The sequence below is a fragment of the Bradyrhizobium sp. Leo114 genome (assembly GCF_055229415.2).
The window spans coordinates 51,355-65,476 of record NZ_JBUYEN020000008.1; the positions used below are offsets into that span (position 1 = coordinate 51,355).

The following is a 14,122-nucleotide window of genomic DNA, read 5'->3' on the forward strand; positions in this document are numbered from 1 at the left end:
ACGGTCCAAAAAAGAAGTTGGCTCGATTCTTGCTTAGCCTAGTCCAAGGCCAATGTACACGGCTTGACGGATCGGAAAGAAGGACTAGAGGCGGAATTCTTCGCCAAGGTAAAGCCGGCGGACATCCGGATTGTTGACGATCTCATCCGGACTGCCTTCCGTCAAGATTTCCCCGGCGTAGACGATGTAGGCGCGGTCGGTCAGGCCGAGTGTTTCCCGCACATTGTGGTCGGTAATCAGCACCCCGATACCGCGATTGGTCAGGTGGCGGACCAGATCCTGGATATCACCGACCGCGATCGGGTCGATGCCGGCGAAGGGCTCGTCGAGCAGCATGTAATTGGGACGCGTCGCCAATGCGCGGGCGATCTCGACGCGGCGGCGCTCGCCGCCGGATAGCGCGATCGACGGTGTCTTTCGCAACCGCGTAATGTTGAACTCGTCGAGCAGCGCATCGAGTTCCGCCTCGCGCTTCTTCCTTGAAGGCTCGACCACTTCAAGCACTGCGCGGATGTTCTGCTCGACCGACAATCCGCGGAAGATCGAGGCTTCCTGCGGAAGATATCCGATGCCGAGGCGGGCGCGCTGATACATCGGCAGTTTCGTTACATCGTGGCCATCCAGCTCGATGGCGCCGCGATCGGCCTTGATCAGCCCGGTGATCATGTAGAACACCGTGGTCTTGCCGGCGCCATTGGGGCCGAGCAGGCCGACCGCCTCGCCGCGGCGGACATAGATGCTGACGCCGCGCACGACCTGGCGGCTGCCGAAACTCTTTTCCACGCTATGCACAGCCAGATAGCCCGGGCGCCGGATCAGGCGCGGCGCCGCGCTGGCTGCCTTGGTCTTTGCGGGCTTGGCGGCGCGCGGGCGCGACCTCTCCTCCCTGGGCGGCTCGTGCGCCGGTTGCGGATGCGGCACTTCCAGGCCGGGCATCGGGGCGGCACGCGCCACCGGCGGCGTATCCCGGACAGAGCTTGTCAGCATCTCGCCAAAGGAATCGTCGAGCGCGGTGATGTCCTCACGCGAACGCGCGAAGCCGGAACTGCGTTTCGCAGGGCGCCTTCGGAACATGCCGAATATGTCCACCATCCCGCTTCGCCAGCCTTTCACGGTGTCCCCGGGGACTACGCCCGCGGCCTAATCGATTCGCTCGCGAACCTTGAATGTGCATGGATGCCGCTGCCCTGCGGAATCGCTCGCCCACCCCCTGGCGCGTTCCACCACCGGACGTCCACTCTCTGTTCGGAAAACCGGTTCCCATTTTTCCGGATCATGGCCTAGATACAGCCTCGCCCCGCCGGCTTCAACCTCGCCGCCTCAAGATATTCAGTAAGTCATTGATTTATTTCGACTTACTGGACGACGATCCGCCAGACGGGCTAGCGGGCGGGGGCGGGCAGCCCCCTTGCCCGCCGCCGCCTTGCCCGCCCTGTCCCTGCTGGATCAGGGCCTGCACCCTGCCGCTATCGGATTCCACGCGCGAGACGCCGGTCGTCATGTCCACCAGCAGCCGATCGCCGCGCAGCACGTTCTTGCACTGCGTCAGCACGACGCCGCCAAGCATGGTGATGAGATTGGCCTTGGTGTCGAAGATCGCGGTCTCCCCGGTGACGACCTGGTCTTTCTGGGTGACCACGACGTTGCCCTTGGCCTCCAGCCGCTTGATCGAGGAGCTGCCGCCCGGCCCCGGCTGGGCCGACTGCATCGGCGCAGATTTTGCGCCCTTGGCGTTCGACGGCGGCGGCGAGCTTTGTCCCGAACTCGATTCATAGAACACGACGAGCGTCTTCGACGTCATGGTGGTGTCGCCCTGTACCACCTTCACATTGCCCGAGAATGTCGCTTCCTTTTTCTTGTCGCGCATCTCGAGCGCCGCCGCCTCGATCTGGATCGGCTGGTCGCGATTCTGGGTAAAGCCCTGCATGGCGTTGGGCACGCCGGAGACTGCGCCCTGCGCGCGCACCGAACCCGGTGCGATCATCGCGAGCACGAAGGCCGCCGTTGCAACACCGCGCGAAGAAAACTGCTTCATGAAGATCATTTCGTGTTGGCGGACTTGCCTGAGCCCGAGCGCGTTTTCTGTGGTGGCGGCGGCGCAGGTGCGGGCGCCGGCTCTGGTTCAGCCTGGGCCGGCGGATTATCCATGATCAAATTCATCACGACATTGCCTTCGAAGCGCACGAGCTCGCCGTTGTTGTAGATCCGGAGCTTGTCGGCGGTCAGCGTGCCGTTCAGCAATTTGACGTCGACATGCTCGTCCGACGTCACCGTGCCCTTGTTCATATCGACGAAGGCTTGCGAGAGCTTGGCCTCATAGCCGGTCGACGATTGCAGGAAGATGTCCTTGCGCAGGTCGAGCTGCTGCTGCTTGCTGTCGAAGAAGCCGGTGCGCGCATCCAAGGTCACCGTGGTGCGGTCTTCCATCAGCATCTTTGCGCGCAGGGTCTGGAGCTCGACATGATCGGGGTCGGTGAGGTCCTGGATCGCCGCCTTGGCCCAGAGCTCGTATGGGCGCTGGTCGGTGGAGAAGCCTGCGAGGTGCGGCGATTCCATCGTGATCTTGGTGCCGGAGACGACCAGGTTGCCGATGTCGACCGGCAGCTTCGGCAATAGCATGCGGAACGGATTGAAGACCGACACCCCAACGATCGCAAGCAATGACAGCACCACCGCCGCAGGCACCGCGATGCGCAGAATCCGCACCATCCGGCTGTGGCGCTCGGCGGCGGCAAAGCGCGCCTCGAGGCCGGCTAGATAGGCTGGGGTCTGGACCGAATTCACCGCTACTCCAAGGGCGCGAAGTCTGGCAAAGGCTTACATCATTCTACCCGGGACCGCCGGATTGCGCAGCCGGGACGTCGCGTCGCGACTGCCGCACACTCGCGTTACGAGTGTGACCGAAACGGGGCGGACGGACGCCTTATCACGCCCGCCTCGGACAGGTTCAGGAATGCGCAAAAATATCTTCGGCTTCCCAGCCGCCGAGATCGAGCCGGGCGCGGGTGGGCAGGAATTCGAAACAGGCTTTCGCCAATTCGGTACGACCCTCTCGCGCCAGCATGGCATCGAGCTTTTCGCGCAGCGCATGCAAATGCAGCACGTCGGACGCGGCATAGGCAAGCTGCGCCTCGCTCAGCGTCGGCGCGCCCCAGTCGCTCGATTGTTGCTGCTTCGACAGTTCGATATTGAGCACCTCGCGCACCAGATCCTTCAGCCCGTGACGGTCGGTATAGGTGCGGCTGAGGCGGGACGCGATCTTGGTGCAGTAGACCGGTGTCGGCATCACCCCATAGGCATTGTAGAGCGCCGCAAGGTCGAACCGCGCGAAGTGGAAGATCTTCAGGATATTCGGATTGGCGAGCAGCGCCTTCAGGTTCGGCGCATCGCCGGGCGCCGTCGGCACCTGCACGACGTCGGCGGTGCCGTCGCCACCCGACATCTGCACCACGCAGAGCCGGTCGCGATGCGGATTGAGCCCCATGGTTTCGGTGTCGATCGCAACGGCATCCTTGTAGCGGGACAGGTCCGGCAAATCGCCGCGGTGCAGGCGAATGGTCATGAAAGCGTGCCTCGGTCAAAAAAGTTCGATTCGAGGCGCGACACTAGCCTCCAAAGCGCGAGGAGGCGAGCGCCGGGAGGCCCTCAGATGCATCAAAAACGACCATTTATCGGGGTTTTCCGTTGTACCAAACAGGGCAGTCGGGTGGCCAGCAAAGGATATGCCACGGCCCGCGCTTGTCCTTGTAGAAACTAGGGAATTTTGCTTCGTTTGTTGATAGGATCGAAGAGGCAGGAACCGGGTGAATATGCCGTAACCTGGGTTGCGCGCTGCGCTCCACCCGGGCCAGCGGCTGCAAGCTGGACCAACGGAGCAAACCCGTGCACAGCGAGAATCGACAGGCTCATTGGCAAAGCGTCTACACCAGCAAGTCCGAGAACGAAGTCAGCTGGTTTCAACAGAGCCCAACTCCTTCAATCGAATTGATCATGCAGGTCGGAGCGACGCGCGCCTCCGCTATCATAGACATCGGCGGCGGTGCTTCACGTTTGATCGATAACCTCATCGAGAATGGGTTCGAGGATGTGACTGTGCTCGATATATCCGAAGCTTCGCTGCAGGTTGCCAGAGCCCGTCTTGGGGACCGGGCTACAAAGGTCGATTGGATCGTCGCTGACGTCACGACGTGGGAGCCGCGAAAGACCTACGACATCTGGCATGATCGTGCCGCGTTCCACTTCCTGACGGAGCAGCGCGACCGTACCGCCTATATCGACTGCTTGAAGCAAGCGGTGAAGGTTGGAGGCCACGCGATCATCGCCACCTTTGCATTGGACGGACCGGAGCGCTGCAGTGGCTTGCCTGTGGTGCGCTATGACCCTGAAAGCCTCGGCCGGATTCTGGCTCCCGCGTTCCAGCTCACCGACCACCGACAACATAGGCATGCGACGCCATGGGGCACGCAGCAGTCGTTTCAGTTCAGCCTGTTCCGCAGGACCGACCTCGCCTGACCTTGGCAGCGTCTGGACTTTAGCTCGCCCGCTTTGTACGGACGATCTCCTCCCAAAGAGGCCGGGAGATCGGGATACGATCAGGACGATGCGCCGAATACCCAGACCGCTCCAATCGATGAAGCTCCTGCTCGCCTGGATGATGCCGCAAGGCACGTCGTTCCAGACCTATGCAACAGGGTCGAAGCTGCGCTTCTTCGTCCAGTGCCGCGACGTCATCGGCCGCCACATCGCTAAATATGGCCGGTTTGAACCGCAATTGACCGACTGGATCGGCGAGTACCTGCAAAACCGACCGAAGGGAATCGTCGTAGACGTCGGCGCCAATCTCGGCTGGCACGCGGTGCATGCGGCTCAACATGCCTCCGTCACCACCGTGGTGGCGTTTGAACCGGATGCGACCAACGCCTGGCTGCTCGATCGCAATCTCACGATCAACGACATCGACAAGGTCGTCGTCTACCCTTGCGCGGTTGGAGCCGCCGTCGGGCACGCGCACCTGCACCGTTACAAGAGGTCCAACAACGGGCGCCACTCGCTGATCAAGAACTATGGCCTGGGCTCGCGCATGGTCCCGCTGACCGACGTCGATTCCGCGCTCGACGCCCTTGGGCTGGAGCAGGACAGAATTTTATTGATGAAGATCGATGTCGAAGGCTTTGAGCCCGCGGTTCTCGCCGGCGCCGTCAAGGCACTCGAGCGCGCCGATGCCGTCATCACGGAGTACTCGCCTCAATTGAGCCGCGACGGCGATCTGTCGGTCGAAGGGATGGTCGATCGGCTGCTTGCGGCTGGATTTGTCCCGCATCAGCTTGCTGGCACGTCATCCAAGGCTGTCCGCGTTGAGCTCAAGGATCTGCGCCGCATCGAAGACCAGACCGATATCCTCTGGATCAAATTGACGACGAACGGTAGCCCGATGGCCGCATCCGCGCAGGCCGAGCCATCTGCGGGATGACGCATGCCGCGGCTGTCCCTCATCGTCATCACCAAGAACGAAGAGCACTGCATTGCGCGGTGTCTGCGTTCGGTCGATGCGGACGAGATCATCGTTGTCGACAGCGGCAGCACCGATCGAACGGTGGAGATCGCCCGCGAGATCGGCGCGCATGTCGTCGTGACATCGGATTGGCCGGGATACGGGCCGCAGAAGAGTCGCGCGCTCGAGCTGGCGCAAGGCGACTGGGTCCTGTCGCTCGACGCCGACGAATGGATCGAGCCGGAATTTGGCGAGCGGATCAAACGCGCCATCAACGCGCCAGATGCGCCTGCCGCCTACCAGACACTGCGGCGGTCGCGTTTCTGCGGCAAGGCGCTGAGATTCGGAGGCTGGTCTTCCGACTACATCGTTCGCCTATTCCAGCGCGGACAGGTCCGGTTTTCCGACGATTTGGTCCACGAGGGGCTGATCGTGGACGGCCCCATCAGGCGGATCGATGTCACCATCGAGCATGATTCGATTGAATCCTGGTCCGACGCCGAGGACAAGATCGACCGCTATTCGCGAGCCGCGGCGGAGCAGATGAACGCCCGTGGCCGCCGCGCAGGCCCGTTCGCTGCGCCTCTGCACGGTCTGGCCGCCTTCCTGAAGGTCTACGTGCTGCGCCTGGGCTTCCTGGACGGAGCCGCCGGCTGGGGCGTGGCCCAGTACAACCGGCAATATTCCTCCGCGAAATGGCGGCGTCTCGCGGAATATTCAGCGCAAGCCAAGCGTGACCGTTGATGGCAGCGAGCCGGAGAGCTTGTTCACATGCTCGGCGGCCTTGCCGTTAACGATTTGCGGCATGGCTGAGCGCGGCGCTAATTGCCTGTGCCAACCGTCCCCCGTCTCCTCGCCGCCTTCAGATCAGCGATTGCCTCGTCCATGATCGTTGTCGGCACGAAGCTTGGCGGAAACGAACGCGGCGGAAACTCCTTGAATGTGGCCACGAACTGGAAAACATCGTCCATTGCGCCGTAGACCCCACCGATCTGATTGAGATTCCAGTCCCAGTAGGTGTTGGAGGTGATGTCCGCCCGCTCGAACGGATCCTGGAACAGGTTGTAGATCTTCTGCAGGCGCAATCTCGTGAAAGGCTCGGCCCAGACCTGCAGCTGCCCCGGAGCGCGTTGCTCGGCATAGACGTATTTGTAGTCGCCCTTTCGAAAGGCGACGAGCAGACCATCATCGTCGGCGTAGAAGAACTTGTCGCGGGCGCTCTTGACGCCGTTGTTGTTTGCCGCAGTGCCGCTCACGTTGCGGAGAAATTGCGACTGATCGTAGCCGTCGAGATGCACCTTGTAGTCGATGCCGTTGGCGGTGTAGCCGGCGCGCAGCTTGTTGACGATATCGCCTTCTCCGGCGATCGCGCACAGCGTCGGTATCCAGTCGTTGTGGCTCATGAGCTCATTGGTGACCGTTCCACCCTTGATCACGCCGGGCCAGCGAACCAGGCAGGGCACGCGGAACGCGCCTTCCCAATTGGTGTTCTTTTCCGAACGAAACCAGGTCATGGCGCCATCCGGCCAGGTGTTCATGTGAGGTCCGTTGTCGCTGGTGTAGACGACGATGGTGTTGTTCGCGATGCCCATGTCGTCGAGCGCGCGGAGCAGGGCCCCGATCGTGTCATCGTGCTCGATCATGCCGTCGACATACTCGCTGTCGCCGTGCGTGTAGCGCCCGCGATGGCCGTCGCGCACATGCGTTCGCAAGTGCATGCGTGTGGAATTGAACCAGCAGAAGAAGGGCCGCCCTGCTGATTTCTGGCGCTTCATGAAATCGATCGCCGCCGCCGAGGTCTCGTCGTCGATGGTCTCCATGCGCTTCTTGGTGAGCGCGCCGGTATCCTCGATCGTCTGCTTGCCGATCCGTCCGAAGCGCGGATCGACCGTCGGATCGTCGCGGTCGGTTGCCTTGCACCTCAACACACCGCGCGGTCCGAATTTGGCGCGGTAGGCGGGATCCTTCGGATAATCGGGTAGCTCGGGCTCTTCCTCGGCGTTGAGGTGGTAGAGATTGCCGAAGAACTCGTCGAAGCCATTCACGGTCGGCAAGGTTTCGTTGCGATCGCCGACGTGATTCTTGCCGAATTGCCCGGTCGCGTAACCGAGCTGCTTGAGCAGGCCGCCGACTGAAGGATCACGCTGGCTCATTCCCATCGGCGCCCCGGGGAAGCCCACCTTCGTCAGTCCGGTCCGGATTCCATGCTGCCCGGTCAGGAAGGCCGCTCGACCTGCCGTGCAGGACTGCTCGCCATAGTAATGCAGGAATCTGATCCCCTCGCGGGCGATCCGGTCGATATTGGGCGTCTCATAGCCCATGAGACCGCCGGAATAGGCGCTGATATTCGCGATGCCGATATCGTCGCCGAAGATGACGAGAATGTTCGGCTTGCGGTCGCCGGGCAGTGGCGATGCGGCGGGAGCCGGCGCGGCGGACTTCTGGTCCTGGCCGAGCGCCTCAGAGGTCAGCGTTGCGGCGACCAGGGCCGTCCCGCTCAAAAGCAAGTTGCGGCGATCGAGAAACGACTGTTTCCTCTCCGAATTCATCGTTCACTCCCATTTCTGACTACGCACCTGAAACCGACATGGCTCGTCGACGTGTCGACCGGTTCGGCATGCCGGGCGGCGGGCCGATACCGGCGGCAATAGTTCGGCGCGCACAGATGCGAGCCGCCCTTCAAGACTTTGCGGGGGATGCGGATGTTTGGTTGACCTGGATCAAAGCTCGCGCGCTCGGGGCCGCCACGCGGATTCTGCGGAATGCAGCAAGGTTTGGCGCTGTCAGCTTCGTGACGGGCCGACCACCAGTCGGCGGTCCATTCCCAGACATTGCCGATCATGTCGTAGACGCCGTAGCCGTTCGGCGGAAATGCCGTGACGGGCGAGGTACGCGGAAAGCCGTCTTCGCAGATGTTCTGGATCGGGAAGTCGCCTTGCCAGGTGTTGGCCATGTGCCTGCCGTCAGGCGTCAGCGTGTTGCCCCAGGCGTATTCCTCACCATCCAGACCGCCGCGCGCGGCAAGCTCCCATTCGGCTTCGGTGGGAAGCTGCTTATCTATCCATTTGGCGTAAGCGAGCGCGTCGGCATACGAAACGTGCACCACCGGATGGTCGTCGAGGTCCTTGATGTTGCTTCCGGGTCCGTACGGGCGCCGCCAGTTGGCGCCCTTCATGAACGTCCACCACTGGCTCCAGTCGCGCAGATCGTGCACGCGACGCGGCGGCGAGAACACCAGCGAGCCGGCATAGATCATCTTCGGCAGGGCGCCGGGATAGTCTTTCGGGTTCGGCGGAATCTCCGCCGTGGTGACATAGCCGGTCGCGTTGACGAACGCCTTGAACGCGCGGTTGGTCACCGGCGCGCGGTCGATCCAGAAGCCGTCCACGCTTACCCGATGGCTGGGCGCCTCTTCGGGGTAATGATTGTCGGACCCCATCCGGAAAGTGGCGCCGGGAATCCAAACCATGTCACCGGCGGCGAGATCGGTCGGCCCTCGCGTGCCTTCGATGCCCGGCTCCAACATGCGCACTTCCCGACACGGATCAGCGACTACCGCCGGCACGTCCCCGAAATTCAGTCAAAGCGGTCAAGGACGTGGCGAAAATCTACCACAGGTGGCGAGCCGGAAAAATGTCACTGCTCCTGACCTACGAGCGTTGAGCAGTCAGGACCGTAGCTCGGCCGAGCCCGGTCAGGAATCAGCGGCTCGAAATCAGCGATTCAACCCCTTGCAAAGAACGGTGGTGCCCAGGAAAGGACTCGAACCTTCACGGCCGTGAGGCCACTGGCACCTGAAGCCAGCGCGTCTACCAATTCCACCACCTGGGCACGTGGCGGGGTTAGTAAGGATCGGTCGCGCGCTTGTCAAATAGACGATTGGAAACTCAAATAGTCTGTACAGGGTGACCGCGATGGCGTATCGCGACATCCGGCCCAACAGGCTCCAAAATCGCAGCTATTTCGACCCGCAGGAACTGACCCATGGCATCGAACCTGGAAACGCTCGTCACGGTTTTCGGCGGATCGGGCTTCCTGGGGCGGCACGTGGTCCGGGCGCTGTGCAAGCGGGATTACCGCATCCGCGTCGCCGTCCGGCGGCCGGAATTGGCCGGGCACCTGCAGCCGCTCGGCAAGGTCGGCCAGATCCACGCCGTCCAGGCCAATCTGCGCTACCCGGCCTCGGTGGTATCAGCGATGCGTGATTCGCACGTGGCCATCAACCTGGTCGGCATCCTCGCTGAAAGCGGCGAACAGACCTTCGAGGCGGTCCAGGCCAAGGGCGCCGAGGCGGTGGCCGCCGCTGCGAGCGCCGAGGGCGCCCGCGTGGTGCATGTCTCGGCGATCGGCGCTGATGCCGATTCGGCTTCCGCCTATGCCCGCGCCAAGGCGGCTGGCGAGAAGGCGGTGCTGGCGGCCTCGCCATCGGCCACCATCTTGCGCCCGTCGCTGGTGTTCGGGCCGGAGGATCAGTTCACCAACCGTTTCGCGGCGATGGCCCGGATGTCGCCGGCGATCCCGCTGGTCGGCGGCGGCCTGACCAAGATGCAGCCGACCTTTGTCGGCGACGTCGCCACCGCGGTGGCCGATGCCGTCGACGGCAAGACCAAGCCCGGCGCGACCTACGAATTGGGTGGCCCGGAAGTGCTGACCATGCGCGAGATCATGGAGACGATCCTTGAGATCACCGATCGCGACCGCGCGCTGGTCTCCCTGCCGTTCGGCCTTGCCAGGATCCTGGCCGCGTTCCTGCAATTCGCGCCGGGCGCGCTGAAGCTCACGGCGGATCAGGTCGAGCTGCTGCGCAAGGACAATGTAGTGTCGGATACGGCCAAGGCCGCCGGCCTCACCTTCGAGGGGCTGGGAATCACCCCCGATTCGCTGGAAGCCATCGCCCCGCAATATCTCTGGCGCTTCCGCCCGGCCGGGCAGTTCGAGCGCAAGAACGCGTATCGTCCGCCGTCCGGGGCTTGACCGGCGACGTGTAATCACAAATGTCGATGTGGCGCGAAGCTCGGGCCGCAACCTCCCGCCTCTCCCCTTGTGGGAGAGGCCGGATTTCGCGCGCCAGCGGGAAATCCGGGTGACGGGTTTCTCTCCGCGAGTGCGGCGGTCCCTTGAGACCAACCCCTCACCCGGATCGCATTCCGCTTCGCTGCATGCGCTCCGGCCTCTCCCACAAGGGGAGAGGCGGAACGGAGCAAGCGAAGAGATTCCGTACAGCCGCCTGACCCTTACCTTCCGAGCGCCAGCGCGATCAGGCCGAGCGTGCCGACGATCACGCGCCACCACGCGAACAGGGTGAAGCCGTGGCGCGTGACATAGGAGAGGAACGTCTTCACCACGACCACGGCGGTGACGAGCGAGACCACGAATCCGATTGCGACGATCCATAGATTGTCCGTCGTCATCTCGGCACGGTTCTTGTAGAAATCATAGGCGAAGGCGCCGATCATGGTCGGGATCGCCAGGAAGAACGAGAACTCCGCCGCCGCGCGCTTGTCGGAGCCGAGCAGCATCGCCGCGACGATCGAGGCGCCGGAGCGCGACACGCCCGGGATCATCGCGACGCACTGCGCCATGCCGATCCACAGATACATCAGCAGCGGATATCTCGTCGCGTCATGTTCGCGCGGCTTGAGCTCAAGCTGATCGACCCACAGCAGGATGGCGCCGCCGACGATGAGCGAGAAGCAGACGATCCATGGATTGAACAGCACGCTCTTGATGTATTTGCCGGCAATGAGGCCGACGATGACGGCGGGCAGGAACGCGACCAGCACGCCGATGACGAAGCGCCGGTCATCCGCATTGGAGAACATGCCGAGCGCGACACGCGACAATTTGCCGAAATAGAGTCCGACGATGGCAAGGATCGCGCCGAGCTGGATCAGCACGGTGAAGCTGTCCCAGAAGGCACCTTCACCGAGACCGAAGAATCGTTCCGCCAGCAGGAGGTGGCCGGTCGATGAAACGGGCAGGAACTCCGTGACGCCTTCGATTATGCCCAGAATCACCGCACGTAACGTATCGGTCATCATGATGTGGCCTGCTTTTGCTGGAGAAATCGGGTGCTTCTCGCCTATTCCCCGTTTTGCTGCAATCGCTAAAAACGCCAAACATGGGTTGCCTGATTCGTCTGATTGGCTAGAGCATGATCCGGAGAAGTGGCAGGCCGGTTCTGCGCAAAGATCATGCTCAAACAAAGACATGGGACCACGATCCGATTTCATCTGATCGCATCGTGAATTAGTGTCCCGGTCTGCCGCGGCTTCGACAAGATCAGGCCGTGAACTGCTGAAGGACTTCATGTACACGCTGTTTCATCATCCGTTCTGTCCGCATTCCCGTTTCATTCGCCTGGTGCTCGGCGAATACGGGCTCGATCTGCGGCTGGTGGAGGAACGGGTCTGGGAACGTCGCGAGGCCTATCTGGCGCTCAATCCGGCGGCAACGACGCCGACCTTGATCGCCGAGGGTTTCCCGCCGGTTCCCGGTGTCGGCGTGATCGCCGAATATCTCGACGAGGCGCATGGGCTTAATGCCGGCGACCGGCGCCTGATGCCGACCTCGATGGCCGAACGCGTCGAGGTGCGCCGGCTGATGTCGTGGTTCAACGACAAGTTCTTCGAGGAGGCCTCCAATCCGCTGGTGACCGAGCGCATCTACAAGCGTTTCATGAGCGAGGAGGATGGCGGAGGCGCGCCGAATGCGGAGGTGCTCCGCGCGGGCAAGGCCAATGTGCGCTATCATCTGACCTATATCGGCTGGCTGGCGCGGACGCGGAACTATCTCGCCGGCGACCGGCTCACTTACGCGGATCTCGCCGCTGCGGCGCATCTTTCGGCGATCGACTATCTGGGCGACGTGCCATGGAGCGAGGACGACGCAGCAAAAGCGTGGTACGCGCGGGTGAAATCCCGCCCGTCGTTCCGCCCGTTGCTCAGCGAATGGCTGGCGGGCGTGCCGGCGTCGCGGACCTATGTGGACCTCGACTTCTGACTCCACCGCCCAAGCTTTCACCGGCCGATCTCAGATCCGCGCTCGAGCACGAAGCCCGCGCGCTCGGCTTTGACTGCATCGGGGTCACCGATCCCGGCGCGATCGGCGGCGCGGCGAAATATTTCCGCGAGTTCCTCGACCTGGGCGGCCATGGCGACATGGATTGGCTCGCAGCGCATCCGGAGCGCCGCAGCGATCCCCGCGTGCTCTGGCCCGGCGTGCGCTCGATCATCATGCTCGGCGTCAACTACGGGCCAGACCAAAACCCGCTCGAGATCCTGAAGCGCCGCGACCGCGGCGCGATCTCGGCCTACGCGCAGGGCGATGATTATCACGACGTGATCAAGAAGCGGCTGAAGGCGCTGGCGCGGTGGCTGGTCGCGGCCAGCGGCGATGAAGTGAAGGTGTTCATCGACACCGCGGCCGTGATGGAAAAGCCGCTCGCGCAAACCGCCGGCCTCGGCTGGCAGGGCAAGCACACCAATCTGGTGTCGCGCGAGTTCGGCTCATGGCTGTTCCTCGGCGCGATCTTCACCGCAAGCGAGCTGCCGCGCGATGCCGCCGACATCGATCATTGCGGCTCCTGCACCGCCTGCCAGAACATCTGCCCGACCGCGGCATTTCCCGCGCCCTACAAGCTCGATGCGCGGCGCTGCATCTCCTATCTCACCATCGAGAGCAAGGGACCGATCCCGCGCGAATTCCGCAAGGCGATCGGCAATCGCATCTATGGCTGCGACGATTGCCTCGCGGTATGCCCATGGAACAAGTTCGCGCAGACCGGGCGCGAAGCGAAACTCGCAGCGCGCGAGGCATTGCGCGCGCCAGTGCTTGCCGACCTCGTGCGGCTCGACGATGCCGCGTTCCGCGCGCTGTTCTCGAAATCGCCGGTCAAGCGCATCGGCCGCGACCGCTTTGTCCGCAACGTGCTGATCGCGATCGGCAACTCCGATGATGCCGCCTTGGCCGGCGAGGCCGAGCGCTTGCTCGACGATGAAAGTCCGCTGGTTCGCGGCGCAGCGGTGTGGGCCTTGTCGCAACTGATGGAGCCACAGGCATTTGCCGCGCTGGCCTCCAAGACAGTCGATGCGGAGACCGATCAGCGCGTATGCGAAGAGTGGCGGCTCGCGGTCCTTACTTCATGAGATGCCGCGCCATTTCGGGACGCGCCTTCAGCGCGTCACCCTGCTTGGCGACGATCTTTGCGATTCGCTCCGGCGCAAAGTGCATATCGACGAAGGCAGGCGCGGTGTTGGCGACCTCGTGATATTCCGCGATGCGGCCATCGCGAAGGGTCATGATGGCGACGCCCTCGAACATCGCCCGCGCGCCACCTGCCTCCGGCAGCGTCGAGCGGTAGCTGAAGGTATATCGCGCATAGAGCGTACGGCCGTCGCTGACGGGATCATGCATGTCCCAGCGGAAATCGGACGCGGTGCGATAGAACAAATCGTCGATCATGCCAGCGATCTCGGCATGCCCCGTGAAGGCGCCATAGAACACGTCGTGATAGACGCCGTCTTCCGTGAACAAATCAGCGAATGCAGCGCCCTTCCGCTGTTCGACCGCATCGCAGAAGGCGCGAAGCAGGCTCGTTGTGTCCATTGTTATTCCTCCCTGCCCGGCAGC

General features: G+C 62.9%; 14 protein-coding genes and 1 tRNA gene. 6 read left to right on the plus strand and 9 right to left on the minus strand.

Annotated elements, in window-relative coordinates:
• Positions 1-84: 84 nt before the first annotated feature.
• From lptB to ACZIRK_RS11640, 4 genes are all read right to left on the minus strand, one after another.
• Positions 85-1,092, minus strand: coding sequence for an LPS export ABC transporter ATP-binding protein (gene lptB, locus ACZIRK_RS11625; RefSeq protein WP_130229230.1), 1,008 nt, complete (start codon positions 1,090-1,092; stop codon positions 85-87).
• 253 nt (positions 1,093-1,345) lie between these two features.
• A complete protein-coding gene (locus tag ACZIRK_RS11630) occupies positions 1,346-2,044 on the minus strand; it encodes an LptA/OstA family protein (protein ID WP_463327379.1) in 699 nt (232 codons plus the stop codon).
• Positions 2,041-2,784: an LPS export ABC transporter periplasmic protein LptC gene (gene lptC, locus ACZIRK_RS11635; protein ID WP_028164841.1), complete on the minus strand. Its 744-nt coding sequence runs from the start codon at positions 2,782-2,784 to the stop codon at positions 2,041-2,043. The genes ACZIRK_RS11630 and lptC overlap by 4 nt, the downstream gene beginning before the upstream one ends.
• 163 nt (positions 2,785-2,947) lie before the next feature.
• A complete protein-coding gene (locus ACZIRK_RS11640) occupies positions 2,948-3,562 on the minus strand; it encodes a ribonuclease D (RefSeq protein ID WP_028164840.1) in 615 nt (204 codons plus the stop codon).
• A 320-nt stretch (positions 3,563-3,882) separates the two neighbouring features.
• On the opposite strand from ACZIRK_RS11640, the gene ACZIRK_RS11645 reads away from it, so the two are divergent.
• From ACZIRK_RS11645 to ACZIRK_RS11655, 3 genes are all read left to right on the plus strand, one after another.
• Positions 3,883-4,512: a class I SAM-dependent methyltransferase gene (locus ACZIRK_RS11645; protein ID WP_130229232.1), complete on the plus strand. Its 630-nt coding sequence runs from the start codon at positions 3,883-3,885 to the stop codon at positions 4,510-4,512.
• Positions 4,513-4,630: 118 nt separating this feature from the next.
• On the plus strand, positions 4,631-5,470 hold the full coding sequence (locus ACZIRK_RS11650) for an FkbM family methyltransferase (protein WP_165435502.1): 840 nt from the start codon (positions 4,631-4,633) through the stop codon (positions 5,468-5,470).
• 3 nt (positions 5,471-5,473) lie between these two features.
• A complete protein-coding gene (locus tag ACZIRK_RS11655; RefSeq protein WP_130229234.1) occupies positions 5,474-6,235 on the plus strand; it encodes a glycosyltransferase family 2 protein in 762 nt (253 codons plus the stop codon).
• A 77-nt stretch (positions 6,236-6,312) separates the two neighbouring features.
• On the opposite strand, the gene ACZIRK_RS11660 is transcribed toward ACZIRK_RS11655, so the two are convergent.
• The 3 genes from ACZIRK_RS11660 to ACZIRK_RS11670 form a co-directional block, all read right to left on the minus strand.
• Positions 6,313-8,040 (minus strand): arylsulfatase, encoded by a 1,728-nt coding sequence (locus tag ACZIRK_RS11660; RefSeq protein WP_130229235.1) that lies wholly within the window; start codon positions 8,038-8,040, stop codon positions 6,313-6,315.
• On the minus strand, positions 8,037-9,017 hold the full coding sequence (locus ACZIRK_RS11665) for a formylglycine-generating enzyme family protein (RefSeq protein ID WP_245475020.1): 981 nt from the start codon (positions 9,015-9,017) through the stop codon (positions 8,037-8,039). Before ACZIRK_RS11665 ends, ACZIRK_RS11660 begins: the two co-directional genes overlap by 4 nt.
• A gap of 218 nt (positions 9,018-9,235) precedes the next feature.
• Positions 9,236-9,322 (minus strand) — tRNA-Leu (locus ACZIRK_RS11670).
• Between the two features lie 153 nt (positions 9,323-9,475).
• Between ACZIRK_RS11670 and ACZIRK_RS11675 the strand changes: the two genes are divergently transcribed.
• Entirely contained in the window at positions 9,476-10,465 is a 990-nt protein-coding gene (locus ACZIRK_RS11675) for a complex I NDUFA9 subunit family protein (protein ID WP_028164836.1), read from the plus strand.
• A 260-nt stretch (positions 10,466-10,725) separates the two neighbouring features.
• Here ACZIRK_RS11675 and ACZIRK_RS11680 read toward each other — a convergent pair whose 3' ends face one another.
• Complete coding sequence (locus ACZIRK_RS11680; RefSeq protein ID WP_028164835.1) at positions 10,726-11,532, minus strand: undecaprenyl-diphosphate phosphatase; 807 nt, start codon at positions 11,530-11,532, stop codon at positions 10,726-10,728.
• Between the two features lie 268 nt (positions 11,533-11,800).
• Between ACZIRK_RS11680 and ACZIRK_RS11685 the strand changes: the two genes are divergently transcribed.
• Positions 11,801-12,493, plus strand: coding sequence for a glutathione S-transferase family protein (locus tag ACZIRK_RS11685; protein WP_028164834.1), 693 nt, complete (start codon positions 11,801-11,803; stop codon positions 12,491-12,493).
• Positions 12,442-13,638: a tRNA epoxyqueuosine(34) reductase QueG gene (queG, locus tag ACZIRK_RS11690; protein ID WP_130229237.1), complete on the plus strand. Its 1,197-nt coding sequence runs from the start codon at positions 12,442-12,444 to the stop codon at positions 13,636-13,638. Before ACZIRK_RS11685 ends, queG begins: the two co-directional genes overlap by 52 nt.
• Here the strand turns inward: queG and ACZIRK_RS11695 are convergent.
• Positions 13,628-14,098, minus strand: coding sequence for a nuclear transport factor 2 family protein (locus tag ACZIRK_RS11695; protein WP_130229238.1), 471 nt, complete (start codon positions 14,096-14,098; stop codon positions 13,628-13,630). The genes queG and ACZIRK_RS11695 overlap by 11 nt on opposite strands.
• Positions 14,099-14,122 lie beyond the last annotated feature (24 nt).

What these genes read in the sequence shown, in the direction of transcription:
- ACZIRK_RS11630 (WP_463327379.1), bottom strand. Translation starts at nt 2,044, where the DNA reads ATGATCTTCATGAAGCAGTTTTCTTCGCGCGGTGTTGCAACGGCGGCC.
- lptB (WP_130229230.1), bottom strand. Translation starts at nt 1,092, where the DNA reads ATGGTGGACATATTCGGCATGTTCCGAAGGCGCCCTGCGAAACGCAGT.
- ACZIRK_RS11685 (WP_028164834.1), top strand. Translation starts at nt 11,801, where the DNA reads ATGTACACGCTGTTTCATCATCCGTTCTGTCCGCATTCCCGTTTCATT.
- ACZIRK_RS11655 (WP_130229234.1), top strand. Translation starts at nt 5,474, where the DNA reads ATGCCGCGGCTGTCCCTCATCGTCATCACCAAGAACGAAGAGCACTGC.
- queG (WP_130229237.1), top strand. Translation starts at nt 12,442, where the DNA reads ATGGCTGGCGGGCGTGCCGGCGTCGCGGACCTATGTGGACCTCGACTT.
- ACZIRK_RS11695 (WP_130229238.1), bottom strand. Translation starts at nt 14,098, where the DNA reads ATGGACACAACGAGCCTGCTTCGCGCCTTCTGCGATGCGGTCGAACAG.
- ACZIRK_RS11680 (WP_028164835.1), bottom strand. Translation starts at nt 11,532, where the DNA reads ATGATGACCGATACGTTACGTGCGGTGATTCTGGGCATAATCGAAGGC.
- ACZIRK_RS11665 (WP_245475020.1), bottom strand. Translation starts at nt 9,017, where the DNA reads ATGTTGGAGCCGGGCATCGAAGGCACGCGAGGGCCGACCGATCTCGCC.
- ACZIRK_RS11660 (WP_130229235.1), bottom strand. Translation starts at nt 8,040, where the DNA reads ATGAATTCGGAGAGGAAACAGTCGTTTCTCGATCGCCGCAACTTGCTT.
- ACZIRK_RS11650 (WP_165435502.1), top strand. Translation starts at nt 4,631, where the DNA reads ATGAAGCTCCTGCTCGCCTGGATGATGCCGCAAGGCACGTCGTTCCAG.
- ACZIRK_RS11640 (WP_028164840.1), bottom strand. Translation starts at nt 3,562, where the DNA reads ATGACCATTCGCCTGCACCGCGGCGATTTGCCGGACCTGTCCCGCTAC.
- ACZIRK_RS11675 (WP_028164836.1), top strand. Translation starts at nt 9,476, where the DNA reads ATGGCATCGAACCTGGAAACGCTCGTCACGGTTTTCGGCGGATCGGGC.